The 24,494-nt window shown below is 63.2% G+C and carries 22 protein-coding genes and 1 tRNA gene; 15 read left to right on the forward strand and 8 right to left on the reverse strand.

Going from position 1 to position 24,494, the window contains the following annotated elements; translation table 11 throughout:
* Window positions 1-37: 37 nt before the first annotated feature.
* The 4 genes from TP2_RS12895 to TP2_RS12910 form a co-directional block, all read right to left on the reverse strand.
* The gene (locus TP2_RS12895) at window positions 38-805 is read right to left on the reverse strand and encodes a Hint domain-containing protein (protein WP_051692597.1); all 768 of its coding nucleotides are present in this window, start codon (window positions 803-805) and stop codon (window positions 38-40) included.
* A gap of 194 nt (window positions 806-999) precedes the next feature.
* On the reverse strand, window positions 1,000-4,032 hold the full coding sequence (locus TP2_RS12900) for a Hint domain-containing protein (RefSeq protein WP_051692599.1): 3,033 nt from the start codon (window positions 4,030-4,032) through the stop codon (window positions 1,000-1,002).
* Between the two features lie 865 nt (window positions 4,033-4,897).
* Window positions 4,898-5,638, reverse strand: a complete 741-nt coding sequence (locus TP2_RS12905; protein ID WP_038078157.1) for a sulfite exporter TauE/SafE family protein — start codon at window positions 5,636-5,638, stop codon at window positions 4,898-4,900.
* Entirely contained in the window at window positions 5,632-6,312 is a 681-nt protein-coding gene (locus TP2_RS12910; protein ID WP_157617127.1) for a TetR/AcrR family transcriptional regulator, read from the reverse strand. The genes TP2_RS12905 and TP2_RS12910 overlap by 7 nt, the downstream gene beginning before the upstream one ends.
* A gap of 64 nt (window positions 6,313-6,376) precedes the next feature.
* On the opposite strand from TP2_RS12910, the gene TP2_RS12915 reads away from it, so the two are divergent.
* Genes TP2_RS12915 through TP2_RS12930 form a run of 4 tightly spaced genes read left to right on the forward strand, consistent with a single transcriptional unit; the run spans window position 6,377 to window position 10,300 of the window.
* Window positions 6,377-7,696 carry a flavin-containing monooxygenase gene (locus TP2_RS12915; RefSeq protein WP_038078159.1) on the forward strand — a complete coding sequence of 440 codons (1,320 nt, stop codon included), beginning with the start codon at window positions 6,377-6,379 and terminating at the stop codon, window positions 7,694-7,696.
* The gene (locus TP2_RS12920) at window positions 7,693-8,595 is read left to right on the forward strand and encodes a bile acid:sodium symporter family protein (RefSeq protein ID WP_038078162.1); all 903 of its coding nucleotides are present in this window, start codon (window positions 7,693-7,695) and stop codon (window positions 8,593-8,595) included. Before TP2_RS12915 ends, TP2_RS12920 begins: the two co-directional genes overlap by 4 nt.
* On the forward strand, window positions 8,592-9,530 hold the full coding sequence (locus TP2_RS12925) for an SDR family oxidoreductase (protein ID WP_038078168.1): 939 nt from the start codon (window positions 8,592-8,594) through the stop codon (window positions 9,528-9,530). The genes TP2_RS12920 and TP2_RS12925 overlap by 4 nt, the downstream gene beginning before the upstream one ends.
* Complete coding sequence (locus tag TP2_RS12930) at window positions 9,527-10,300, forward strand: SDR family NAD(P)-dependent oxidoreductase (RefSeq protein ID WP_038078171.1); 774 nt, start codon at window positions 9,527-9,529, stop codon at window positions 10,298-10,300. Before TP2_RS12925 ends, TP2_RS12930 begins: the two co-directional genes overlap by 4 nt.
* 33 nt (window positions 10,301-10,333) lie before the next feature.
* On the opposite strand, the gene TP2_RS12935 is transcribed toward TP2_RS12930, so the two are convergent.
* Window positions 10,334-10,417: transfer RNA gene (locus tag TP2_RS12935), tRNA-Leu, on the reverse strand.
* A gap of 46 nt (window positions 10,418-10,463) precedes the next feature.
* A complete protein-coding gene (gene ypfJ / locus TP2_RS12940) occupies window positions 10,464-11,327 on the reverse strand; it encodes a KPN_02809 family neutral zinc metallopeptidase (RefSeq protein WP_038078172.1) in 864 nt (287 codons plus the stop codon).
* A 136-nt stretch (window positions 11,328-11,463) separates the two neighbouring features.
* On the opposite strand from ypfJ, the gene TP2_RS12945 reads away from it, so the two are divergent.
* The gene (locus tag TP2_RS12945; protein WP_038078175.1) at window positions 11,464-12,042 is read left to right on the forward strand and encodes a YqaA family protein; all 579 of its coding nucleotides are present in this window, start codon (window positions 11,464-11,466) and stop codon (window positions 12,040-12,042) included.
* A gap of 8 nt (window positions 12,043-12,050) precedes the next feature.
* Complete coding sequence (locus TP2_RS12950) at window positions 12,051-12,539, forward strand: disulfide bond formation protein B (RefSeq protein WP_051692602.1); 489 nt, start codon at window positions 12,051-12,053, stop codon at window positions 12,537-12,539.
* Window positions 12,540-12,697: 158 nt separating this feature from the next.
* Here the strand turns inward: TP2_RS12950 and TP2_RS12955 are convergent, their stop codons facing one another.
* Complete coding sequence (locus tag TP2_RS12955; protein ID WP_038078177.1) at window positions 12,698-13,471, reverse strand: 3-hydroxybutyrate dehydrogenase; 774 nt, start codon at window positions 13,469-13,471, stop codon at window positions 12,698-12,700.
* A gap of 324 nt (window positions 13,472-13,795) precedes the next feature.
* On the opposite strand from TP2_RS12955, the gene TP2_RS12960 reads away from it, so the two are divergent.
* The 8 genes from TP2_RS12960 (at window position 13,796) to TP2_RS12990 (ending at window position 21,533) form a co-directional block, all read left to right on the forward strand.
* Window positions 13,796-15,616, forward strand: coding sequence for an extracellular solute-binding protein (locus TP2_RS12960; protein WP_038078183.1), 1,821 nt, complete (start codon window positions 13,796-13,798; stop codon window positions 15,614-15,616).
* Window positions 15,613-15,729, forward strand: a complete 117-nt coding sequence (locus TP2_RS18345) for a lipoprotein (protein WP_084714259.1) — start codon at window positions 15,613-15,615, stop codon at window positions 15,727-15,729. The genes TP2_RS12960 and TP2_RS18345 overlap by 4 nt, the downstream gene beginning before the upstream one ends.
* A gap of 138 nt (window positions 15,730-15,867) precedes the next feature.
* Entirely contained in the window at window positions 15,868-16,191 is a 324-nt protein-coding gene (locus tag TP2_RS12965; protein ID WP_038078184.1) for a hypothetical protein, read from the forward strand.
* A 130-nt stretch (window positions 16,192-16,321) separates the two neighbouring features.
* Window positions 16,322-17,842, forward strand: coding sequence for a class I adenylate-forming enzyme family protein (locus TP2_RS12970; RefSeq protein WP_038078185.1), 1,521 nt, complete (start codon window positions 16,322-16,324; stop codon window positions 17,840-17,842).
* Window positions 17,839-18,486 carry a DsbA family oxidoreductase gene (locus tag TP2_RS12975; RefSeq protein WP_038078186.1) on the forward strand — a complete coding sequence of 216 codons (648 nt, stop codon included), beginning with the start codon at window positions 17,839-17,841 and terminating at the stop codon, window positions 18,484-18,486. The genes TP2_RS12970 and TP2_RS12975 overlap by 4 nt, the downstream gene beginning before the upstream one ends.
* Window positions 18,487-18,596: 110 nt before the next feature.
* Complete coding sequence (locus TP2_RS12980) at window positions 18,597-19,817, forward strand: multidrug effflux MFS transporter (protein WP_038078187.1); 1,221 nt, start codon at window positions 18,597-18,599, stop codon at window positions 19,815-19,817.
* Between the two features lie 103 nt (window positions 19,818-19,920).
* Window positions 19,921-20,565, forward strand: a complete 645-nt coding sequence (gene trhA / locus TP2_RS12985) for a PAQR family membrane homeostasis protein TrhA (protein WP_038078188.1) — start codon at window positions 19,921-19,923, stop codon at window positions 20,563-20,565.
* A 77-nt stretch (window positions 20,566-20,642) separates the two neighbouring features.
* A complete protein-coding gene (locus TP2_RS12990; protein WP_038078190.1) occupies window positions 20,643-21,533 on the forward strand; it encodes an SRPBCC family protein in 891 nt (296 codons plus the stop codon).
* On the opposite strand, the gene tgt is transcribed toward TP2_RS12990, so the two are convergent.
* A complete protein-coding gene (tgt, locus tag TP2_RS12995; protein ID WP_038078193.1) occupies window positions 21,534-22,661 on the reverse strand; it encodes a tRNA guanosine(34) transglycosylase Tgt in 1,128 nt (375 codons plus the stop codon).
* Between the two features lie 216 nt (window positions 22,662-22,877).
* On the opposite strand from tgt, the gene TP2_RS13000 reads away from it, so the two are divergent.
* Window positions 22,878-24,452 carry a hypothetical protein gene (locus TP2_RS13000; RefSeq protein ID WP_157617128.1) on the forward strand — a complete coding sequence of 525 codons (1,575 nt, stop codon included), beginning with the start codon at window positions 22,878-22,880 and terminating at the stop codon, window positions 24,450-24,452.
* The last annotated feature ends 42 nt before the right edge of the window (window positions 24,453-24,494 follow it).

Genomic DNA, 24,494 nt, shown 5'->3' on the forward strand with positions numbered 1-24,494 from the left:
GTTCACCAGACAAACGACCGGCGAGTACCGCTCAGCCCTATGCGTCGTGGAGGATCCGTTGAGGCGCTGAAAGATCGTGGCGGACCGGGCGGTAATCGGAGGTCTCGAACAGGTCGGGCCGTTGCGCGAGCAACTCGGCACGCGAACCTTGCTCAAGCGCGGCAAGGCTGTCGGGAGTCGGACGGAATGTCTCGACCCAGGCGCCCTCCCCCATGATCATCTCGTGATGATCGCAAAGCAGTTGCAGGTAGCGTACCCCATCTGTGGGTGCGATGATTTCCACGCCGTCGTTCCCCACGAGATCGCGCGCCATGACCATGGCTTCTCTTTGACCGTCAGAGCCAAGCGACAAAATGCGATGGTTGGGCGATACGACCAGATCGCTTTGCGGGATATCCGGACCAAGCGACCCTGCGCGGATTCGCACCGGTCGCAACAGCGGGTTCAGTGCCAGATCGCGCGCGGCGAAGACCCGTTCGCCAATCCAACGCAGGGGCTGTATGCCATTGTCTCGGGTGACGAGCCGCGCATCGGGCGCAAGATCAGCCACGCGGCAAGGGCCGCTTTCAGTGGTCAGGAGAGTGTCGAGCGTAAAGCAGGGGATTGCGGCGACGAAATCGCTGATCGCTCCGGCAAACAGCGCCTCTCCCTGCGCATCGAACCCCGTCATCTGCCCATTCGCGGAGTCGTAATCCGAGAATTCGAGACGCAGGTCGTTCAGACGCTCCCGTATGCGCCGCGCGAATGCCGGCGCAGGAAAACACCGAATTGCCGTGTCGAAGATCTCTCGGGTTTGCGTTGTCATTCGGTCCTCGCCGGGCCAGTGGCCTGTGTGGACATCCACTCAGCCATGGTATGGCGCATCGATCTATAAAGAAACGTAAATAGATCCGATCGTAGACCGAATGGCAGGAAACAGTAGGTTTCGTGTTGCGAAACACTCTGTCCCGTCGGAAGACAACAGCCCGGGAAAATCTCCCGGGCCGTTCTCTATTTTGCTCAGCCGCGCAGCAGCACCGCAGCCTCGTGGCGCTTCAGCGTCTTGCGGGCGGCTTGGTAATCGGCGCGCCCCTTCGCGGTCTGCAGGTCCGGGAAGAGTTCGAAGATCTCCTGACGCTGCGCATTGCCCATGCCACCGAGCGTCTGATCGCCGGGCTGGAAGCTTTCGGTCCAGGCGCCGTTGGCGAGGACGACCTCGTGACGGTCGAACATGAAGTGAAGGTAGCTGGTGCCCAGCGTCTCGACGGTCGAAACCCCTTCATTCGCGACCAGATGCTTGGCCGCGACAAGAACCTCATGCTCCTCGAAATAGAGAGCGGTCTTGTCATTGGCGACCAGCATGCGGTGGTTGGGAGAGACCAGCATGTCGCGCTCGGGGAGATCATTGCCGAGCGACCCCGCCTTGATCAGCACCGGCTTGAGATGCGGGGCATGGGCGAGTTGCTCGCGAGTCATGTCGGCGCGACCAGCCCAGCGGATCTCCTGAATGCCGTTGTCGCGGGTCAGCACCTTGTCGCCTTCGCACAGAAGCTCGACCGGAACCTCGCCCTTCGGTGTCGCGACAAGCGTGCCGGGGGTGAAGCAGGGAATGATCTGCTCCATGTTCGAGAATTCAAGCGTGCCGGTCACATTGCCGTCGCCATCAAGGAAGCTCACCGTGCCCGCATAGGTGGTCGGGTCGGTCATGTAGCTGTCAACGCGCAGCGGGCCGGCGCCGCGCAGATCGAGCGTATCCCAGTCGTCGCCGCCCTCGCCGCCATCGAGCGTATCGCCCGTGCCGTTCTCGGGCGCATCGACGAAGAAGAAGTCGCGATCGTCGCCGCCATAGGCATAGTCCTCGCCGGTGCCGCCGAGCAGCGTATCGCTGCCAGTGCCGCCGTCGAGGCTATCCGAGCCGTCGCCGCCGAGCAGGCTGTCATCGCCTGCATCGCCCATCAGCGTATCGTCGTCGATGCCGCCATCGAGCGTATCATTGTCGTTGCCGCCCGAGATCCAGTCATCGTCATCTTCGCCGAAGATCACGTCATTGCCGTCGCCGCCATAGATCGTGTCCATGCCGTTATCGGGCACGAGGTCGATCGAGTCGGGGATGTTGAGCGCATCCGGATAGATCGGCGAGAGGCCGCCATAGACGGTATCGTCGCCTGCGCCCGCGTCGATACTGTCCGAGCCCTCGGCGCCGATGATGTAATCATTGCCGTCGCCGCCAATCACGGTGTCATCGTCACAGCCCGCGTCGATGCTGTCATCGCCGGTACCGCCGTCGATGAAATCGCGGTCGTCGCCGGTCGAGATCGTGTCATTGCCCGCGCCGCCATAAACGGTGTCCAGGTCATTGTTCGGATCGGTATCGCCCGCGAAGACGCCGGGATAACCGCGATCAGGCGCAAAGGTGCCGTCGCCGGTGTCGATCAGGTCATTGCCGTCATTGCCTTCGGCATAGTCATTGCCCGCACCGCCGATGATCGAATCCGCGGCATTACCCCCGATGACCGTGTCGTTGCCGTCACCACCATCGAGCAGATCTTCGCGCGGACCACCGAGCAGGCGGTCATCGCCCGCATCGCCGTAAAGCGTGTCGCCATCCTGACCCGCATCGAGCGTGTCATTGCCGTCCCCGCCATGCAGCGTGTCATCGCCCTCGCCGCCCGAGAGGTAGTCATCCCCCTCGCCACCATAGAGGTCGTCATTGCCTTCGCGACCGGCCAGCGTGTCATTGCCCTGCTGGCCATAGATCACATCATCGCCAAGCCCGCCGTCGAGGCTGTCATCGCCGGGCTCGCCGGTGCCGTCATAGACCGGAACGGTCTCGCACTGGATGTCGGTCACGGTGATCTTCTGATCGGTATCGCCGCCGTTGGCATAAGCGATCGTGATCTTCGCGGTCGGATCCGCGATCTCGACGAGCACCGAACCGATCGCGTCATCGGACCCAAGATAACCGGTATCCTGATCGCCCGCGGTGATCGTATAGGTGCCATCGCCATTATCGGTGACGGTCTGGTTGCCCGAGGGCGTGATCGTGATGTCGACCGGATTGCCATCGGCATCGAGCGCCGAGAGCGTCACCACATCGACATGGTCATCGCAGCTGTCCGAACGGTCGATATCATTGATCCGGAAGGAGACGTTCTGCACCTCGCCCGTGTAATCGGGATTGTCCGAGGCGAAGCTCAGAGTGGTGGTCGAGGTCGGGTCGATCCCGCCTTCCCCGCCGCACCCGTAAAGTTCCAGCGCGGAATGGCTGTCGAAGGTCTCACCGGGGGCAACATATTGCGTCGAGGTGACGAATTTCGCGGTCGCACCGTAGTCCTGCGAGGTGAAGTCGAACGTCACCTTGGTGTCGCCGAGATCGACGGTCTGATCGGTCAGCTTGCCGCAATCGTCCTGGAAGTCGCCCCAGTCGACAGTTTGCGATACCGGATCGACGACCGGACCGTCGGAGGTATTGCCATCGCCCCAGATCGTGTCATTGCCCGCGTCGCCATTGATCGTGTCGCTGCCGCCCTCGCCATAGAGCAGGTCATTGCCCTCGCCGCCGTCGACGGAGTCATTGCCCGCACCGGCATAGACGGTGTCATTGCCGTCGCCCGCGAGGATGATGTCGTCATCGCCGACCTGGCCTGGCAGGATCGCGTCGTTATTGTCGACCATGTCGCCCTGCGGATCGCCGGTGTAGGCCACATCGATCAGATCGTCGCCAGCGGTGCCTTCCACGATCCCGTCGAGCTCGGGCTCCTCGACGTTGATCGTGACGGTCGCCCAGTCATAGCCGCCATGGCCATCCGAGATCTGGTAATAGAACGTGTCCGAACCGTAGTAGTCGGGATCGGGCGTGTAGGTGATGGTGCCATCGGCATTGAGCGTCACCGAGCCATGCGCCGGATCGGTCACCTGACAAACCTTGAGCGGATCGCAATCGGGATCGCTGTCATTGGCCAGCACATTGATCACGACCGAGCTGTTGTAGCTCACCGTTGCCGAGTCGTCCTTGGCATAGGGATCATGATTGCAGGTCGTATAATACGTCATCCCGAACTCTCCTTCGCCGCCCGCCGCTGTCCCGGCCGCTGCGCCTTGGTTTCCCGATTTCACGGCGCGAAGTGGCAGCGCCCAAATGGTTTGCGGACCTCGCGATCCGATGATGTTTCGTGAAATGAGATGTGACGCGCTCACACCGGTGCGGCCGCTGACTGGCGGGTTCGGATCGCTCCGATGTTTTCCCATCTGTCGGTCGGATTGACGGCTTGTCCCCGCGTCATCCTGGCAGCACCGGGTGAGGTCTTGCGCCGAAGTCCCCTTTCACTGGCCACCCCCATGGCCGAGTTGCCCCCCCAGTCGGGCATGAACACAATTTGCCCGCGGCTTTGCCACAAAGAAAGGGGAATTTGCCACGTTCCTGCCGCATTTGCGGAAATTGCCTGCTAATTGAGCAGTAATCGCTGCGATGCGGAAAGTGATTGAAAAGGCGAATTGTTTCGAAACTGCAACCGCGAAAACCGAACGGCCGCTCTGGAATGTGCCGAAAAACAGGGCTGGCGCTCGCGGTGTCTGCGGATCTTTTCAAAATGCGAGACAATTATGGGCGCGGTTGTTCGCAAAACCGAAACAATTAGCTGATGACATCGTTTCCAGACTGCGACCAATGGCCTGCCTTATTCTCGCCATCAATCCGCCCAGATTGTTCTCGAACACGCACCAAAATCATAGGGATACGCATTTTGTTCCGGCCTCATTCGCCGCGCCGGCTCGAATCACCATTTGGTAACCACAATTGAGGCAAATGTGACGCGCAGTGTGCCGGGCCGCGACCGCCTCAACCGGGAGCATGCCCCTGAAGGCCCGTCCTCGCGGGGGCTCACGATCCGTGAGAGCGCGTGATCTTGCGGTGCAAACTTCAGAGAAAAGCCGAAAGCCCGCGCCAACCTGCGAGCAGGCCCGAAAAGGCCATGACCCCGATCGCCAGCATCCGGTATTGCCCATGATCGAGCCGCGCGAAGGCGCGCGTTCCCACCCAGGTTCCAAGCGCCAGCGCCGGGATCGACACGACGGTCAGCCACAGCGTCTTTGCGTCGATCGCTCCGGCCAGTGCAAGCCCCGGCGTCGCCATCAGCGAAGCGAAAAAAAAGAACAAAAGCAATGAGGCGCGGGTCTGCACCGAGCTCGTCCCGCCCCCCAGATAATAGGCCACCGCCGGAGGACCGGGCATCGCCGCAAGGCCCGAAAATGCGCCCGAGGCGATGCCAGCGATCACGGCCAGTCCGCCATGGGGATGCGCGTGGGTCGGCCGGTAGCGCACCAGCACCACCAATCCCGCCAAAACGACTGCCGCGATGATCACCCGCGCGCCATCCGGGCTCAGCGCGGTCAATGCAAAGATCCCCAGCGGCGTGCCCAGTACAGCGCCCGCACTCAATCGCATCAGCGACGGCATATGGGCATCGCCCCGCAGCGTGAAGATATCACGCAGCCCCACCACCACCTGGAGCAAGACCGCCAGTGCGACCGCCTCGACCGGTGGCAACAGAAGCGAAACAATCGGCACTGCGGCAAGCGCGAAGCCGAACCCCGCGACCCCGCGCAGGAAAGCCGAAAAGAAGACCGCTCCGATGACGAGCGCCGTGGTCGTGCTCAGCATTGCCGCGCCTCCGCCTCGGCTTGTGCGATCCTTGCCGCGCATCCCGAGGCGCAAAAGGCGATCAACCCTTCGACGGACGCCTGCCGGCCCGTCGTTCCGGCCAGCGCGGCGACACGCCACTCCGAGGTCAGAAAGGCGAGAAGTGCGGCGACCGAATAGACGAACCCTTCCGCCACGACTGAAGAGCGCACTCCTGGATAAAGCGCAGAAATCTCCTTGATGAACAGTTGTGCGGTCGGGTCGAAAAGATCGGCCGAGATATCCGCCCAGGCCGGATCGGCCGAGACCATCGCCACAAGACGTGCATAGGCCAACCATTGCGGATCGCTGCCCGCGGCTTTCGCCAGATAGGGACGGAAAAAACAATCAAGGATCGCTTTGAGATCGAGCGCCCCCTGCCCTTTCGCCTGCGCAAGCGCCTCAAGACGAAGCTGGGTCAGCTCCTCCGCGCGCCGCTCCACGACTTCGCGAAACAGAGCCTCTTTCGAGCCCCCGTGATGGTTCACCAACCCCAACGGCACATCGGCGAGTGCGGCGATGTCGCGAACCTTTGCGCCCTCGAATCCATCTCGCGCAAACACCGTTTCGGCCGCATCGAGAATCCGTGAGCGACTCGCGAGGGATCGCTTGGATGGCGCCCTAAGCCGTTGTTTCTCTGTCGTCTTTTTCGTCATCAGATCGGGGCTTGCTTATTTTGAACAATGGTTCAATTTAAGGGCGTCTGGGAGGAGACGCAACATGACAAATACGAAGGGCACGTTCGCCCTGATCGGTGCAGGCCCGATGGGTCTGGCCGCGGCCAAGGTGCTGGGCGAACAGGGAGTGGACTATCAGGGTTTCGAACTGCACAGCGATGTCGGAGGCCTCTGGGACATCGAGGGCGCGCGCTCGACGATGTATGAAAGTGCGCATCTGATTTCGTCGAAGCGGATGACGGAATTCGCCGATTTTCCGATGCGCGACGACGTGGCGGAGTACCCGAGCCACCGCGAGATGGCCCAGTATTTCCGCGATTTCGCCGACCATTTCGACATTCGCCGCCATTACCACTTCGGCGCCGAGGTCACGAAAGTGGAACCGCTCGGCGGCGATGGCGAGGGCTGGCGGGTGAGCTGGCGCGATGCCGAGGGCGAGCATTCGGAGATCTATGCGGGCGTGCTGATCGCCAATGGCACGCTCTCCGAGCCGAACATGCCGGACTTCCCGGGCCAGTTCGACGGCGAGCAGATCCATTCCTCGGCCTATCGCGATCCGTCGCAATTCACCGGCAAGCGGGTGCTCGTCGTCGGCGCGGGCAATTCGGGCTGCGACATCGCGGTGGACGCGATCCATCACGGCAAGAGCTGCGATCTGTCGATGCGGCGCGGCTATTACTTCGTGCCGAAATACGTCTTCGGCAAACCCGCCGACACGCTGGGCGGCGCGGTCAAGCTGCCGATGTGGCTCAAGCGCAAGGTCGACGGGGCGTTGCTGAAATGGTTCGTGGGCGATCCGCAGAAATACGGCTTTCCCAAGCCCGACTACAAACTCTACGAGAGCCATCCGGTCGTGAACTCGCTGGTGCTGTTCCACGCAGGTCATGGCGATCTGAAAGTGCGCCCGGACATCGAACGGCTCGACGGCCATACCGTTCATTTCAAGGATGGCTCGCAGGCGGAGTATGACATGATCCTCGCGGCCACCGGCTACAAGCTGCACTACCCGTTCATCGCGCCCGAGCTGCTGAACTGGCAGGGCGATGCGCCGCATCTCTATCTAAACGCGATGCATCCCAAGCGCGACGATCTCTTCGTGCTGGGCATGCTGGAGGCGAGCGGGCTCGGCTGGCAGGGCCGTCACGAGCAGGCCGAAATGGTGGCGCGCTACATTCGCGGACTGCGCGACGGCGCCGAGGCCGCGAAGCGCCTGAAAGCACAGAAATCTTCTGGGTTCGAGCGCGCGACCGGCGGCATGGGATATCTCAAGCTCGCACGGATGGCCTATTACGTGGACAAGGCGACCTATCGCAAGGCGGTCACCGGCTGGATCAAGGCGCTAGGCGGGAAGGCTGCCGCATGACCGGGCTCGACGCGGTTCGGCTGAATTTCAGCCCCGGCGCCCTGCATCTGCTCAACGCGATCCTCGGCATCGTCATGTTCTCGGTCGCGATCGACCTATCCCCACGCGATTTCCGTCCGCTGGTGCGCAGACCGTGGGCTCTGATCGTGGGCTTCGCCTCGCAATTCCTGGTGCTTCCGGCGCTGACCTTCGGGCTGGTGCTGGCGCTCAAGCCCAGCCCCTCGATCGCGCTCGGGCTGATCCTCGTCGCGGCCTGCCCGGGCGGGAACGTCTCGAACTTCTTCACCCATCGGGCGGGCGGGAACACGGCGCTGTCGGTCTCGCTGACCGCCTTCGCCACGGTGGCCGCGATCGTGCTCACGCCGCTCAATATCGCGTTCTGGGGCAGCCTCTATCCGCCGACGCGGACGCTGCTGCACGCGACCCATATCGACCCGGTGAGCGTGGCGATCACCGTGGGCGTCATGCTTTTGCTGCCGCTGATCGCGGGGATTGCGCTGAACCATTACCGCTATGACCTGACCACGCGCATTCGCGACCCGCTGAAATGGGTGTCGATGGCAATTTTCGTGGCCTTCGTGGCGCTCTCGCTCAGTGCAAACTGGTCCTATTTCGTTCAGTTCGTCGGGCTGATCGCGGGGATGGTGGTGATGCACAACGCGCTGGCCTTCGCGGGCGGTTACGGCACGGCGACGCTCGCGCGGCTTTCGCCCTTCGACCGGCGGGCGATCACCATCGAGACGGGCATTCAGAATTCGGGCCTCGGCCTCGTGCTGATCTTCGCCTTCTTCGGAGGGCTGGGCGGTATGGCGATCGTCGCGGCCTTCTGGGGGATCTGGCACATCATCGCCGGGTTCACGATCTCGACTGTCATGAGCAGAAAGGAGGCCGCCCGATGACCCGGATCCTGATCACCGGTGCTAGCGGCATGATCGGCCGCGTGCTCACGACCGAGCTTGCCGAAAGCGGCCATGAGGTCATCGCGACCGATCTCGCGGCCCCGGATGCGCTGCCCGAGGGCGTGCGCTTCGTGGCGATGGATGTGACGAGTGACGCCCCCGCCAAGGTCATCGCGCAGGAGCGCCCCGAGGTCATCGTGCATCTCGCTTCCATCGTGACCCCCGGCCCCGGCATGGGGCGCGAGCTGGCCTACCAGGTCGATGTGGAGGGCACGCGAAAAGTGCTGGAGGCGGCGCTGGAAAACGGCGTGCGGCGGCTCGTCGTGACCTCGTCGGGCGCGGCCTATGGCTATCACGCAGACAATCCCGTGCCGCTGCGCGAAAACGATCCGGTGCGCGGCAATCCCGAGTTTGCCTATGCCGATCACAAGCGGCAGGTCGAGGAGATGCTGGCCGAGGCGCGCGCTTCCCACCCTGCCCTCGAGCAGGTCGTTCTGCGGGTCGGCACGGTGCTGGGAAAAGGCACGGAGAACCAGATCACCGCGCTATTCCACAAGCCGCGCCTGCTCGCGATCCGGGGCTGCGAGAGCCCCTTCGTCTTTATCTGGACCCGCGACCTCGCGCGCATCCTGATCCGCGCGGCGACCGATGGGCCGCCCGGCATCTTCAATGTCGCGGGCGACGGCGCGCTGGGGGTTACGGATCTCGCACGTCGTCTGGGCAAACCGGTGCGCCGCCTGCCCGCGCTTGGGATCAAGGCGGCGCTGGCCCTCGCCCATCCGCTGGGGCTGAGCCGCTACGGGCCAGAGCAGGTGCGCTTCCTGCAATACCGCCCCGTGCTCGCAAATGACGCGCTGAAAGCGGAATTCGGGTACACGCCCGAGCTGACCAGCGCCGAGGTTTTCGACCTCTGGGCCCGCGAGGCAGGCCTATGAGCGCGCGGGTTGCGGTGATTTCAGGCGGTGCCGGGGGGCTCGGCCGGGCTTTGTCGGCGGCGCTGCGGGCCGAGGGTTGGCATGTGGTTCTGCTCGACCTCGATTTCTCAGGGCTTGCGGACGCGCCCGATGAAGAGGCTTTCGCCTGCGATCTCACCGATCCCCTGCAACTGGAGAGGGCGTGCAATGACATCCTCGCCCGCCATCCCCGGATCGACCTCGTTATCTACAATGCAGGCGTCACCCAGATCGGAGCATTCTCCGACCTGACCGAGGCGGCGCATCGTAAAGTCTTCGAAATCAACTATTTCGCGGCAACCGCAATGGCGCGACACTTTCTCGAGCCGCTCCGGCAAAGCCACGGGACGCATCTGGCGATTTCCTCGGTCGCGGGGTTTTCGCCGCTCTACCACCGAACGGCTTATGCGGCGTCGAAACACGCGCTCGAAGGGTTCTTCAAGTCGCTGCGTTCGGAGGAAGCCCCACATCACGTGCGTGTTCAGATCGCGGCCCCATCCTTCGTCGCGACCAATATCGGCCGTGAAGCACCTGCATCGGGCGGCATTGCCCGACCGGGATCGGCCCCGGACGGCGTGGATTACATGACGCCCGAAAACGCCGCACGCGAAATCCTGAAAGGTTTGAAATCCAGCCGGCCAATGATCCCGGTGGGTCGCGTGGCGCGACTGGCATGGTGGATCAACAGCCTTTCTCCAAGACTGTTTCAGCGGTTGATGGAGCGCTCGATCGCGAACTCGGGTCAGGGTTAGGATCGACCGTCGCGTCTGATATGTAAGGATGACTGGTGCCCGAGGTCGGACTCGAACCGACACGCCTTGCGGCGGCGGATTTTGAATCCGCTGCGTCTACCATTCCGCCACTCGGGCCCAGTTCCCGTCCTCTAGCGCGCCGTCTCGGCGCTGGCAAGCGCCCTCAGAGGTTGCGCACAGAAAACGTGTCGCATTGCTTGAGATCGCCGCTTTGATAGCCACGCTCGAACCAGCGTTGACGCTGGGCGGAGCTGCCATGGGTGAAACTGTCGGGCATCGGCACCCGGCCTGCATTGCGCTGCAGCGTATCATCCCCGATCCGCGCCGCGGCATTCATCGCCTCGCCGATATCGCCCGGCTCGATCGAGCCGAATTGCTCCTGCGCCTGTCGCGCCCAGATCCCCGAGAAGCAGTCGGCCTGCAACTCGATGCGCACCGAGAGCGCGTTCGACTGCGCCTGCGAGCTTTGCGCGCGGATCTGGTTGACCTTGCCGAGAATGCCCAGCTCGTCCTGAACGTGATGCGCGACCTCATGGGCCACGACATAGGCGGCCGCGAAATCGCCCTTGGCCCCGAGCTGCTGGCTGAGCGTGTCGAAGAAGGCAGTGTCGAGATAGACCTTCTTGTCGCCCGGACAGTAAAACGGACCCGTCGCCCCGCTTGCATTGCCGCAAGAGGAACGCGTGATGCCGCTATAGAGAACCAGCGTCACCGGATGATATTGCCGCCCAAGCTGGTCGCGGAAGATCCCGTCCCAGACATCTTCGGTATCAGCCAGCGTCACGGAGACGAAATCCCCCATCGCCTTCTCGCGTTCGCTCAGCTCGCCCGATTGAGTCACGACCGGGCCGGACGATGTCGTGCCCTCGAGAAGAGGAGTCAGATCGACGCCAAGGAAATAGCCGATCACGACGATCGCCAGCACCCCAAGTCCGCCGCCCCCGAGCCGGATCGCGCCGCCACCCGCAGATCGCTGCCCGCGCCGGTCCTCGATATTGCGGCTGCCCCGCCGTCCACGCCATTGCATAGCCCCGACCTCCCGTCTCACTTTCGTGCAGATTAGCGCAAGCGAGACAAAAGCAAAGGCCGAGAGCGCCCCCTCCGGCTTGACCTCGGCGCGCAGGAGAGGCACGAAGCAGCCGAGCAGGACAGATGAGGCGCCGATGATCCGCGGTATTTATGACTGGACGATGGCCCGCGCGAGCCATCCAAAGGCGATGTGGTTTCTGGCCGCCGTCGCCTTCATCGAGGCCTCGGTTTTCCCGATCCCACCTGATGTGCTGATGATCCCGATGATCCTCGCGCGGCCCTGGGCGGCCTGGCGCATCGCGCTGGTGGCGACACTCGGCTCAGTTTTGGGAGGCTGCCTGGGCTACCTGATCGGTTACGGGTTCATGGATGCGATCGGTCAGCCTGTACTGGAGTTCTACGGCAAGGCGGGCGCCTTCGACGAACTGGCCGCACGGTTCAACGAAATGGGCGGTTGGGCGGTGCTGATCGCCGGGGTCACACCTTTCCCCTACAAGGTGATCACGATCTTTTCCGGCGCGACCCATCTCAATCCGGCGCTCTTTCTGGGAGTGTCCGTCATCGCACGGGCTCTGCGCTTTTTCGTCGTGGCTGCGCTCTTGTGGAAATTCGGCGCGCCGATCAAAGTCTTCATCGAGCGCTGGCTCGGCCTGCTCTTCACGCTTTTCGTCGTTCTGCTAATCGGCGGATTCTACCTGTTGAAATATCTCTGAGGACGCTCATGCAAACCCGGCTCGATTTCCGTATGCTCGTTGGATACGCCGCCGCTGGCTCCGCATTCGTCCTTGCCGGGGCGCTGATGTTTCAGGCGATAGGCTATGCGCCCTGTCACCTGTGCCTGCTGCAACGTTGGCCGCACCTTGCCGCCGCACTGATCGGGCTCGCGATCCTTGCCTTCCGCCTGCCCGGCTGGACCGCGCTTCTGGGCATGGTCGCGGCGCTGACCACCTCCGGTCTCGGCTTCTACCACTCCGGGGTCGAGCGCAAGATTTTCGCCGGCCCGGTCGATTGCACCTCCGGCGCGGTGAACACGACGCTTTCGGCAGCCGATCTGATGAAGCAGATCAACGATGCCCCGCTCGTGCGGTGCGACGAGATTCCGTGGGACATCTTCGGCATCACCATGGCCAACCTCAATGCCGTGGGCTCGTTGGTCCTGGCCGGGATCTGGTTCTGGGCCTTCCTGAAATCGCGCCGCAGCGCCGCTTGAAGCCATGAAAAAGGGGGCGCTGCCCCCTTTCGGCCTTCGGCCATTCACCCCTGAGAAAATTCATGCCGTTGAAGGGCAGATCGCTTTCGGTCCACTGCGCCTAGTATTGCGGGGGCGCGCGGAAACGCGGGGGGATTGTCCCCCGCGCCCGCCAGGGATCAGAGCGCTGTCCAGCCGCCATCGACCGAAATGGTGGTGCCGGTGATTTGCGCGGCCGCATCCGAGCACAGGAAGACCGCCGTGCCGCCGATCTGCTCGGTGGTGGCGAAATCCTTCGAGGGCTGGCGTGCGAGGATGACCTTCTCGATCACCTCTTCCTCGGTCATGTTGTATTCCTTCGCCGTGTCGGGGATCTGCGCCTCGACGAGCGGGGTTTTCACATAACCCGGGCAGATCGCGTTCGCGGTGATGTCTTCCTTCGCGGTCTCGAGTGCGGTGACCTTGGTCAGGCCCACGACGCCATGCTTGGCCGAGACATAGGCCGATTTATAGGGCGAGGCGGTCAGCCCGTGAGCGGAGGCGATATTGACGACGCGCCCCCAGCCCGCCTTGCGCATCATCGGCAGCGCCACGGCGGTGGTGTGGAAAGCGGAGGTCAGCATGATCGCGATGATCGCGTCCCATTTCTCGACCGGGAATTCGTCGATCGGCGAGACATGCTGGATGCCCGCATTATTGACGAGGATATCGCATTTGCCCGCCTGTTCGATCAGCGCGCGCGCCTCGGCCCCTTTCGACAGGTCCGCCTTGATGTAGCGCGCCGTGACACCGAATTCCTTGCCCAGATCGGCGGCGAGCTGGTGGTCTTCCTCGCGGTCGGTGAAGGAATTGAGCACCACATCCGCGCCTGCGCGGGCCAGTTCGCGTGCGACGCCGAGGCCGATCCCCGAATTCGAGCCGGTGATGACGGCGGTTTTTCCCTTGAGCGACATGTCCTCTCCTTCCTGGTGACTGGATACTGAGTCTCGATTTGGCGCGATCATGGCGCGCGGCCAGCGCAAAGACCATGCTGCACGTGCACATGCGTGTGAAGCGGTGACGGGGCAGCTTGCAAAAACGGTGAGCGGAAAGAAAAAAGACGCCCGCGCAAAGCGGGCGTCAAGTCATGAGGCAGGTTTCATACAGGCAAGAAACCTATCGAGCAGTGCCCCCTTTATAAGCAATCGCGTGCCACTCTCCAAGGGAAAAGTTTGCGCAGTTTCAAACCTCTCGCTAGCTTGGCGTCATAAAATACGGGCAGACGGGGAATTGTTGACATGCGGGCATCGATGTTTTTCCACGGCGTCGCGGCGCTGGCATTGGGGCTCGCCCCTGTATTTACAGGCCGCGCTTGGGCCGAGCCACAACCGGCGATTGCGATGTATGGCGAGCCGGCCCTGCCCGCGGGGTTTACCCATCTTCCCTATGCCGATCCTGACGCCCCGAAGGGGGGCGAGATCCGATTCGGGGTCTCGGGAATGTTCGATTCGCTCAATCCCTGGATCCTGAACGGACGCCCGGCGGAGGGAATCAGCCGCTATGTGACCGAATCGCTAATGGGCCGGTCGATGGACGAGCCCTTCACGCTCTATGGGCTCCTCGCGGAATCGGTCGAAACGGACGACGCGCGCAGCTGGGTCGAGTTCACGCTGCGCCCGGATGCCAAATTCTCCGATGGCAATCCGGTCACGGTCGAAGACGTGATCTGGTCCTACGAGACGCTCGGCACGCAGGGCCATCCGCGTTACCAGAATGCCTGGTCGAAGGTCGCCAAGATCGAGCAGACCGGGCCGCGCAAACTGCGGATCACTTTCAAGGTGCCTGATCGTGAGCTGGCGCTGATCATGGGGATGCGCCCGGTCCTGGAAAAGGCGCAATGGGCGGACAAGGATTTCGCCTCGACCACCGATATCGTGCCGATCGGATCCGGGCCTTACACGGTAGGTCGCGTCGATCCGGGCAAGTTCATCGAACTCAAGCGAAACCCCGATTACTGGGGGCGCGATCTGGGCTTCAACAAGGGCCGGAACAATTTCGACGTGATCCGCTATGATTTCTTCGGCGATGGCGGCGTGGTGTTCGAGGCCTTCAAGGGCGGCGAGACTGACAGCTATACCGAATGGAACGCCGCTGATTGGGGCCGCAATTATGATTTTCCGGCGGTGCAATCCGGCGAGGTCGTGAAATCCGAGATCCCGAACGGGCGACCCTCGGGGATCAAGGGGCTGGTGATGAACACCCGCAACCCGATCTTCGCGGATTGGCGGGTGCGTCAGGCGATGATCGACGCGTTCAACTTCGAATTCATCAACACCACGATCAATGGCGGGGCCGAGCCGCGCATCACCTCTTATTTCTCGAACTCGGAGCTGGGCATGAAGCCCGGCCCCGCTGAGGGCAAGGTCAAGGCGCTGCTGGAGCCTTTCGCAAGTCAGCTCCCGCCCGGCACGATCGACGGATACGCCTTGCCGCAATCGGATGGAGGCGTGCGCAACCGCAAGAACATGCGCGCGGCGACGAAACTGCTCGAAGACGCGGGCTGGCAGGTCGACAGCGACGGAGTGCTCAAGAAGAATGGTCAGCCCTTCAGCTTCGAGATCGTGCTGCAACAGGGCGCAGCCGAGACCCAGAGCATCGTCGACATCTATGTCGAGGCGCTGAAGAAGCTCGGCATCTTCCCGAAAGTCACGGTGATCGACGATGCGCAATATTCGCAGCGCACAAACGCCTATGATTTCGACATGGCCTGGTATTGGCGCGCGCTTTCGCTAAGCCCCGGCAACGAGCAGATGCTGTATTGGGGGGCGAAGGGGGTGACGGAACCGGGTTCGCGCAACTGGATGGGCATGAACTCGCCGGCGGCGGAGGCAATGATCCAGGCGATGCTGAATGCGCGCAGCCACGAGGATTTCGTGGCCGCGACCCGCGCGCTCGATCGGATACTCACGTCGGGTCGGTACGTGATCCCGATGTGGTATCCACCGGTTGACCGCATCGCCCATATCAAGCAACTTCGTTTCCCGGAGAAGACCCCGCTCTACGGGGCTTGGCCCGGGTTCCAACCCGATGTTTGGTGGTATGACGAGGCAGGAAAATGAAGAAACTGGTCCTTCTCGCCGCGCTGGCTGCGGCATTGGCAGGCTGTAATACGGTTGCAGGCGTGGGCGACGATGTCTCCTCGGGCGCTCGCACGGTGCAAAGCTGGTTCTGATCACGGTCCGCTGAAAGGCGTGTGACGGAACCGCCGACCGGAAAATTTCCTTTTGCCTTGCAAACCTGCCCGCGCGATCCTTTCTCGTAAAAAGGAGCACGCGGCAAAAGCGTTCTGCGCTCAGGATGGAGAAGACTGATGAAATGGCACCATATCGAAGAAAACTGGGCGGCCTTCTACGAGGCGATCGTCGATAAATGGCCCGAGGCCGATGAGGCCGAGCTGGACGAGATCGACGGTGACCAGCGTGCTTTCGTGAAATATATCGCCGAACTGACCGAGCAGGAGCCAGCCGATGCGCGCGAGGAGATCCTCGACTGGATGCGCGGCGAGTTGCCCTCCGATGTCGTGATGGATCCCGGCCATGACGGGCATTCGATCGCCCTTTCCGCGAAATATGTCGGCGAAGGCGAGGATGAATACGACGACGATGCCCGCTTCGGGGATGATGAAAAGGAGTGAGCGGCGTCTCGGCTGAGAGGTCGAGGGGGCGCTGCCCCCGCGGCTTCGCCGCCCCCCGAGATATTTTCATCAAGAAGAAGGGGAGGGGTTCGGTCTTGCTCGGACGCGCGCGGCGGCCTAGCTAGACGGCATGAACTCGCTTTATCGCACCGACCCGATCCCCGCCCCGCCGGCAGCCTTTAACATGGCGGCTCATGTTCTGGCGGCAGGCGCTTCCACGCCCGACAAACTCGCAATGCAAATCGTGAAACCCTCTGGGGCGGAACGCTGGTCCTACGCGCGGCTGACGGCGGCGGTGCGCGGGGCAGGCTCGGTGTTTTTGCGCGCGGGGCTTGTGCCGGGGGATCGTGTGCTTTTGCGGCTCGGCAACGGGCCGGAATTTCCGGTGGCGTTTCTGGGCGCGATCGCGGCGGGGTTGGTGCCCGTGCCGTCCTCGTCGCAACTGACCGAGACGGAGATCTCCAAACTTGCGCGCGATCTCGCCCCTTCTGCCGTGGTGGCGGGCGAAGGCATTGCCCTGCCCGATCATCCCGCGCGTGTGATCGGTGCCGAGGCGCTGCGAAATGCCGAGGAGGTCGAGCCTTGCGCGTTCGATCTCGGCGACCCGAACCGTCTTGGCTATATGATCTTCACCTCGGGTACGGGCGGATCGGCGCGCGCTGTCATGCATGCCCATCGTGCGATCTGGGCGCGGCAGATGATGTATCGCGGCTGGTACGGGATGGGCGCGGAAGACCGTCTGATGCATGCTGGCGCGTTCAACTGGACCTATACGCTCGGGACCGGGTTGATGGACCCGTGGACGCTGGGTGCCAGCGCGCTGATCCCCGCCGAGGGGGTCGAGGCGCGCGCGTTGCCGCTTTTGCTCAAGCGCTTCGATGCGACGATCTTTGCCGCCGCGCCCGGTGTTTACCGCCAGATCCTGAAGCATCACGAGGTCCTGTCTCTGCCGAAGCTGCGCCACGGGCTCAGCGCGGGCGAGGCCCTGCCCGAGCCGACGCGCGCGGCGTGGAATACGGCGACCGGGACGAAGATTTACGAGGCGCTCGGCATGTCGGAATGCTCGACCTTCATTTCGGGCAGCCCCGATCATCCTGCGCCCCCCGGCACCACCGGCTATCCGCAGGACGGGCGCACTGTTGCGGTGCTGGGAGAGGATGGCCTGCCCGTTTCGCGCGGGGAACCAGGGCAGCTTGCGATCCAAGCAAGCGATCCGGGGCTTTATCTCGGCTATTGGAACGCCCCCGAGGAGACGGCGGCACGGCGTCTGGGCGAATGGTTCGTGACCGGCGACACGGTGTCGATGGCCGAGGATGGCGCGATCACCTATCTCGGGCGCGGCTATGATATGATGAATGCGGGCGGCTTCCGGGTCTCGCCGATCGAGGTCGAGGACGCGATGCATGATTGTCCCGGCGCGGGCGATGTGGCCGCGGTTGAAGTGGCGGTGAAGGCGGATGCGACGGTGATCGCGCTGGCCTATACCGGCGACGCCTCGCCCGAGGCGCTGGAGGCCTACGCGCAACAGGTGCTGGCGCGGTACAAGCAGCCGCGAATGTTTCGCCATATCGACGCCCTGCCCCGCAACCGCAACGGTAAGATCCTGCGCTCGGAAATCCGTGCGCGGCTGCAAGAGGAGGTGACGCCATGATCACGCTGGATATCTTTGCCGATCCCGTCTGCCCGTGGTGCTTCATTGGCAAGGCACGGTTGGATCGCGCTTTCGCGCAACGCCCCGGCCATCCCTTCGTGCGCGCCTGGCAGCCGTTTGAACTCAACCCGACGATGCATGCCGAGGGCATGTCCCGCGCGGCTTATCTGCAGGCGAAATTCGGACAGGACGGGGCCGCGAAAATGCATGTGCAGCTTCTGGAGATCGCCGAGGCCGAAGGGTTCGATTTCCACCCCGAACGCGTCACCCACCAGCCCAACACGCGCGATGCGCATCGCCTTCTCTACTGGGCCGGGATCGAGGAGGCGCAGGAGGCCGTGATGGAAGGCCTGCTCAACGCCCATTGGCAGGAGGGGCGCAATATCGGCGATCACGCGACGCTCGGCGCGATTGCCGAGGCTGCGGGGATGGACCGTTCGCTCGTGCAGCGCCTGCTCGCCTCGGATGCCGATCGCGACACGATCATCGCCAAGGAAGCGTACGCGCGCGAGCATGGTATCACCGCCGTGCCGAGCGTGATCGTCGCCAATGCCCATCTGGTGAGCGGCGCGCAGCCGACCGAGCTGTGGTTGCAGGTGATCGACGAGCTTTCCGGCGCCCCGCCCGAGGCCACCCGACACTGATCACCTCCGCGTGAGCGCACATGGCTCTGCGCGCCCTGCCCTCTGGCCTTTGCCCGCGTTTTCCGTATTGTCGCGCCCGTACCACTCCGTCTTTCGGAAAGCCCCCCGTCATGGCCCAGATGTCCGCCGCGCCGCGTGCGCGCACGCCCCTTTCGCTGCCTGAACTCACGGTGATGCTGGCCTCGCTCACCGCGACGGTCGCCTTTTCGATCGACGCGATGCTGCCCGCGCTGCCGCAGATCGCGGCCGAGTTGAGCCCTGACGCGATCAACCGAGCGCAGCTGGTGCTGACCGCTTTCGTGCTGGGTATGGGCGTGGGCACGCTTTTCGCAGGCCCGATCTCGGATGCGATCGGTCGCAAGAAGACGATCACCGGCGGGATCGCGATCTACCTTGTGGGCGCCTTCGTCGCGGCCCATGCACAGAGCCTCGAGGCGCTTCTGGCCGCGCGCCTCCTGCAAGGGATCGGGGCGGCGGGGCCGCGCATCACCGTGATGGCGCTGGTGCGTGATCTGTTCGCAGGTCGCGAGATGGCGCGCGTGACCTCCTTCATCATGATGATCTTCATCCTCGTGCCGGCGGTCGCCCCGTCGATCGGCGCTGTCGTCATCAGCTTTGCCGGCTGGCGCGGCGTGTTCTGGGCCTTCATGGTTTTTGGCCTGATCGGGGTGAGCTGGCTCAATATCCGTCAGCCCGAAACGCTTGCGCCTGAACATCGTCGCCCGCTGAGCGTGAGCAAGCTGAGCGCGGCCGCGCGGGAAGTTCTCTCGCACGCGGATGTGCGGCTCTACATCATCACGATGACACTTGGTTTCGGGCAGATGTTCGCGCTCCTGTCCTCGGCGCAGCAGTTCTACGCGGTCCATGGCGTGACCGACACGTTTCCGATCTGGTTCGCGGTCGGCGCGCTGATGGCCGGGACCGGGTCGATCTTCAATGCGCGGTTCGTGATGCATCTGGGCATGCGCAAGATCGTCAAGGGCAGCTACATCATGCAGATCATCGTCTCGGGCGTGATGCTGGTCTTGGTGGTGACCGGGATGACTGATGGCGGGGCGGGTTTTCCGCTGATCTTTCTCTATACCGTGAGCGTGTTCTGGATGGCGGGCGTGACCTTCGGCAATCTCAATGCGCTGGCGCTCGAGCATATGGGCCATATCGCAGGTATGGCGGCCTCGATCGTGACCGCGATCGCGACAGTCGGCGCGGTTCTGATCGCTGCCCCCGTGGGTCTGGCCTTCAACGGCACGGCATTGCCGATCGTGGTCGCGACCTTCCTGTGCTCGGCGCTGGCGTGGTGGCTGATGCGGAACACCAGCCGCGACAGCTAAGAAGGCCCTGCTGCGGTCTCTGACCCTGCGTCAAATCCGCCGCAGACTTGGGAGATCCACCGATCGTTGTTATCTTGGATGAAGGGAGACCGGAGATCCAAGCATGACGCGCCACCACCTGAGCCACAGTTTTCGCGAGCATTTTGCCGACGGCATCGTCCATGTGCTCGGCGTTGCGTTCGCCGTGGCGGGTGTAAGCGCGCTGATCGTCTGGGCGTCGCTCGCGGCGCCTGCGGGGCGGATCTGGCCGCTTGCGATCTATTCGGTGGGGCTCGTCGCGTCCTTCTCGCTCTCGGCGGCCTATAACCTCACGTTGCATGCCCCGACCCGGGCCGTGCTCCGGCGGTTCGATCACGCCGCTATCTATCTGCTGATCGCGGGCACCTATACGCCGATGGCTCTGATCGGGCTCGGCGGCGTTGCGGGCTGGGTGCTGACCGCGACGGTTTGGGGGCTCGCGACGGTCGGGATCGTGATGAAGCTCGGCTTCTTCCACCGCTCCGAGCGCGCGGGGTTCTGGCTCTATCTCGCGATGGGCTGGCTTGGGATGATCGCGGTCTGGCCGCTGGTCTCGGCCCTGCCGCTTCCGGCGCTGATCCTTCTGGTCGTGGGCGGGCTGACCTACACGGTGGGCGTGATCTTCTACCATGTCGAGCGCATCCCCTTCTCGCGCGCAATCTGGCATACGCATGTGCTGGCGGCCGCCGCCACCCATTATGCCGCCGTCATCTTGATTTCGCACAACTGAACGGTCCCGGTCGTTTTTCGGCCCGAATCTCGCGGTATTGACCTTAGGTAAGAGGATGTTGCCCGAGAGGAGCCGCCATGCTGCGCCGGTTGATGAATCAATGGCCCCGCTTCGTCGCAGGAACGGTGCTTCTGTTGGGCGCGATGCTCATCAATGTCACACGGATTCCCGAGGCTCAAACCTTGCTCTCGACGCCATTGGGGTGGGTCAGTCTCGTGCTTGCCTGCGCGATCTTCGTCGGCGTGCCCCTTGTGATCTTCACCCTGTTCCTGCCGTCTCTGCTCGCACTGATCGAGCTGACGCCCGCCACCATGATCCTCAGCGCACCGCTGCTGAAACTCGCGCAAGGCCTCGGAGTATCGGGCTTCGCAAATGCCCTGATATTCCTCGTCGTGTTCATGGCGCTGGAGCACTTGCTGAATGGGCGGCTGGCCCATCTTTTGCCCACGGTGAGCCTTGGCCCGCGCCGGGTGCAGTTTCACACCTCGCACCCACCTGAAGAGGTCTGGGCGCGGATCGTACCGGACCCGGCCACGATCGGGCGTTACTACCAGCCCGGCTCGCTCATCCTGCCGCCGCCCGAAGGCAGCGACGCCGAGTTCATCCTCGCAAGCCCCCGCCGTCAGGGCTATTCCGACACAACCGCGCTGGTGCACCGCCCGCTGCTCGAAGCCCCCCACCGCGCGCGCGTCGTCGAGGATACGCTGCACAATCAAGACAAGACGATGCGCGAGATCATAGATTACGAGATCACGCCCGAGGGCCACGGCAGCAAAGTCACTCTGACGATCCGCTACGAGGGGATCACGCTTGGAACGTGGAAGCACCTGAGCTTCTATTCGATCCACCGCGACCTTGCGATGTGTCTCAAAGCGCGCCTCGACGGAAAACGCGACTTCTCGATGCTCGGCCGTCAGATCCGCAAAGGCAAGCGAGTGGGCACGAAAGCCACGCCCTTTCCGGCCTGATCAGAGCGGTTCGATATCGCCCATCGCGCGGGTTTCGTGGAACTCCGCCACGAAACGCGCAAGCTCACCCTCGGTGATCGCCGCGCGCAGACCTGCCATCAGTTCCTGATAGTAATGCAGGTTGTGCCAAGTCAGCAGCATGCCCGAGATCATCTCGCCCGCGCGGAAGACATGGTGCAGATAGGCGCGCGAATAGTTCTGGCAGGCGGGGCAGGTGCAAGCCTCGTCCAGAGGCCGCGGGTCATCGGCATGGCGCGCGTTCTTGATGTTGACCTGACCGCGACGCGTCCAGGCCTGCCCGGTCCGCCCGGAGCGCGAGGGCAACACGCAATCCATCATGTCGATACCGCGCTCGACCGCGCCGACGATGTCGTCGGGCTTGCCGACGCCCATCAGGTAACGCGGCTTGTCGGTGGGAAGCATTTCGGGGGCGTAATCGAGCACGCCGAACATCGCCTCCTGCCCCTCGCCCACGGCGAGACCGCCGACCGCGTAGCCGTCAAACCCGATTTCCTTGAGTTTCTCGGCGCTTTCCTCGCGCAGCTCACGCGTCACGCCACCCTGCTGAATGCCGAAAAGCGCATGGCCCGGACGATCACCGAACGCATCGCGGCTCCGCTGCGCCCACCGCATCGAAAGCCGCATCGACTTGGCGACCTCGTCTTCGGTCGCCGGCAGCGCGGGGCATTCGTCGAAACACATCACGATGTCGGAGCCCAGAAGCTTCTGGATCTCCATCGAGCGTTCGGGGCTGAGCATGTGCTTGGAGCCATCGACATGGCTTGCGAAGGTCACGCCCTCTTCGGTCAGCTTGCGCAGGCTCGAAAGGCTCATCACCTGGAACCCACCCGAATCCGTCAGGATCGGTTTGTTCCAGTTCATGAACTTGTGCAGCCCGCCCAGACGCGCCACCCGCTCGGCGCCCGGTCGCAGCATCAGGTGATAGGTGTTGCCCAGCAGGATATCGGCCCCGGTCGCGGCCACGCTCTCGGGCATCATCGCCTTCACGGTCGCAGCTGTGCCCACGGGCATGAAAGCGGGCGTCTGGATCTCGCCGCGCGGTGTCGAGATCGTGCCCGTACGGGCTCGGCCATCGGTCGCTTTGAGGGTGAAACTGAATTTCGTCATCCGGGCGCTCCTGAGCGGTCAGGGCGCGGGTTTAGACCGAAGTGATGCGAAAGAAAAGCACCGGCGCGGATTGCGGCATTCCACAGCGCGAAGTCAATTGACAGTTCAGAGGAGCGTTCCGACAATGCCGTCATAACAATTGACCTGCGCGTTGGTCCTCCCGTTGATTTCCATTCCGGATATTCGCTTTTCCCGACGCCTTCTCACGAGCAGATGATGGCAGACACCTCCCCTCCCGACACGCCGACCCAGGCGCATGAAATCTGTGCCCAGCAGGGGTTCGACCCGGCAGATGCGCTCAGCACGCAGTTCCTTCTGAGTGAAAACCCGACCGACCCGGTGCCCGGCCTCGAAACGATCGCGCTTGATCGTTTCACGCTCCAGCTCGGCCGCGAGATGCCGCGGGTCGAAATGCGCGACAAGAAGGGGCGGATCTTTGGCGTGTTCATGGGCATCGGTGTGGACCCCGATGGCACCCTGATCACCGAAGAGAGTTTCGCGCGGTTTAATCTCGACGCGAAGAGCTTCGTCACCGATCTCGAGGCCTATATCGCCTATACTGCGGGGCGCTATGCCGTCGTCATCGACTGCCCGCGCGCCCATGAGATGCTGTTCGATCCGGTGGCTCATCTGAGTACGGTCTATGATCCGCAGACCCGGCGCGCGGCTTCCTCGGTGATGCTCGCGCTGACCCGGCCGATCATCGAGAACCAGCTATTCGACACCACCGCGATCGGCAACGGGCGCGCGCGGGGCGATACGGAAATCGCCTATCTGCTCGGGCATAGCCGTGACGCGCAGGTGAAGTTCTGCATGCCGAACCACCGGCTGAACCTCGACAGTTTCACACCCGAGCGGATCTGGCCCTTGCCCGACAGTTTTCCGCCCTGCGCGCCGGAAGACCATGAACCGCTCGTGGGTGAGATGGTCGAGCGGCTTCGTGCGATCTTGCATGCGCTCGTGGACAATCACCCCTCGATCATGCCGATCTCCGGCGGGACGGATTCACGCAAGCTCGTCGCCTGCGTCACGGACAAGCTCGACCAGATCGGTGAGCTCTTCGCCTTCCAGCACACCCGCTATGCCGATCTCGATGCGACGGCGGGCGAATATGTCGTCACCGAACTGCTTGGCAAACCCTTCCGGCGCTATACCGAGCTCGATGCCGTCGAACACGCTGCCAAGCGCCCCTTCGAGAAACGGCAGGCCAAGCGGCTCTTCTGGATGCGAACCTCCTCGGTTGCACCGCCCCCGAACGAGCACAGCCGGGGTCTGACCGATCTCACCCCGCCCGGCCACCTGCATCTGCGCGGCAATGTGATGGATGTGATGCGCGGGGTCTGGTGGGGCAGCTTCGCCAACCGTGGCGAAATGGTGAGCCTCAATCTTGAACAGGAGATCGGCTCGCTCTTCCTGACGGGGTCGCCCTCCAAGGCGGTCATCGCAAAATGGGCCGAAGAATATATCCGCTGGAAACTGACGCTGCCCGAGAACGCACAGGCTTTGGTCTATGACTTCATCTTCCTTGAGCTGTTCCTGCATGTATCGAGCGCGAAATATTACGGCTATGAGCGCAATTTCTACATCTGCCCCTTCTCCGACCGGAAACTGATCGAGACCTCGCTGCGCTTCCCGGTCGAGGTTCGTTTCGCCGGAACCCTCAACGAGATGTTCCTCGAAGCGGCAGATCCGCGGCTTGCGAACCAGCCCTATCGCGGCGGCGTGCGCGATTTGATCAAGGCGGGCAAGTGGGCCCCAAAGACCGCGATCAGCGAGGATGCCGCCGAATGAGACAACGCGCCCCGGAGCCAGTCAGGCCGCCGGGGCGCGTCA

The sequence above is a fragment of the Thioclava pacifica DSM 10166 genome (assembly GCF_000714535.1).
Lineage (GTDB): Bacteria > Pseudomonadota > Alphaproteobacteria > Rhodobacterales > Rhodobacteraceae > Thioclava > Thioclava pacifica.

Coding starts and splice junctions, on each gene's coding strand:
- TP2_RS12895 (WP_051692597.1), bottom strand. CDS start 805: ATGACAACGCAAACCCGAGAGATCTTCGACACGGCAATTCGGTGTTTT.
- TP2_RS12900 (WP_051692599.1), bottom strand. CDS start 4,032: ATGACGTATTATACGACCTGCAATCATGATCCCTATGCCAAGGACGAC.
- TP2_RS12905 (WP_038078157.1), bottom strand. CDS start 5,638: ATGCTGAGCACGACCACGGCGCTCGTCATCGGAGCGGTCTTCTTTTCG.
- TP2_RS12910 (WP_157617127.1), bottom strand. CDS start 6,312: ATGACGAAAAAGACGACAGAGAAACAACGGCTTAGGGCGCCATCCAAG.
- TP2_RS12915 (WP_038078159.1), top strand. CDS start 6,377: ATGACAAATACGAAGGGCACGTTCGCCCTGATCGGTGCAGGCCCGATG.
- TP2_RS12920 (WP_038078162.1), top strand. CDS start 7,693: ATGACCGGGCTCGACGCGGTTCGGCTGAATTTCAGCCCCGGCGCCCTG.
- TP2_RS12925 (WP_038078168.1), top strand. CDS start 8,592: ATGACCCGGATCCTGATCACCGGTGCTAGCGGCATGATCGGCCGCGTG.
- TP2_RS12930 (WP_038078171.1), top strand. CDS start 9,527: ATGAGCGCGCGGGTTGCGGTGATTTCAGGCGGTGCCGGGGGGCTCGGC.
- ypfJ (WP_038078172.1), bottom strand. CDS start 11,327: ATGCAATGGCGTGGACGGCGGGGCAGCCGCAATATCGAGGACCGGCGC.
- TP2_RS12945 (WP_038078175.1), top strand. CDS start 11,464: ATGATCCGCGGTATTTATGACTGGACGATGGCCCGCGCGAGCCATCCA.
- TP2_RS12950 (WP_051692602.1), top strand. CDS start 12,051: ATGCAAACCCGGCTCGATTTCCGTATGCTCGTTGGATACGCCGCCGCT.
- TP2_RS12955 (WP_038078177.1), bottom strand. CDS start 13,471: ATGTCGCTCAAGGGAAAAACCGCCGTCATCACCGGCTCGAATTCGGGG.
- TP2_RS12960 (WP_038078183.1), top strand. CDS start 13,796: ATGCGGGCATCGATGTTTTTCCACGGCGTCGCGGCGCTGGCATTGGGG.
- TP2_RS18345 (WP_084714259.1), top strand. CDS start 15,613: ATGAAGAAACTGGTCCTTCTCGCCGCGCTGGCTGCGGCATTGGCAGGC.
- TP2_RS12965 (WP_038078184.1), top strand. CDS start 15,868: ATGAAATGGCACCATATCGAAGAAAACTGGGCGGCCTTCTACGAGGCG.
- TP2_RS12970 (WP_038078185.1), top strand. CDS start 16,322: ATGAACTCGCTTTATCGCACCGACCCGATCCCCGCCCCGCCGGCAGCC.
- TP2_RS12975 (WP_038078186.1), top strand. CDS start 17,839: ATGATCACGCTGGATATCTTTGCCGATCCCGTCTGCCCGTGGTGCTTC.
- TP2_RS12980 (WP_038078187.1), top strand. CDS start 18,597: ATGGCCCAGATGTCCGCCGCGCCGCGTGCGCGCACGCCCCTTTCGCTG.
- trhA (WP_038078188.1), top strand. CDS start 19,921: ATGACGCGCCACCACCTGAGCCACAGTTTTCGCGAGCATTTTGCCGAC.
- TP2_RS12990 (WP_038078190.1), top strand. CDS start 20,643: ATGCTGCGCCGGTTGATGAATCAATGGCCCCGCTTCGTCGCAGGAACG.
- tgt (WP_038078193.1), bottom strand. CDS start 22,661: ATGACGAAATTCAGTTTCACCCTCAAAGCGACCGATGGCCGAGCCCGT.
- TP2_RS13000 (WP_157617128.1), top strand. CDS start 22,878: ATGGCAGACACCTCCCCTCCCGACACGCCGACCCAGGCGCATGAAATC.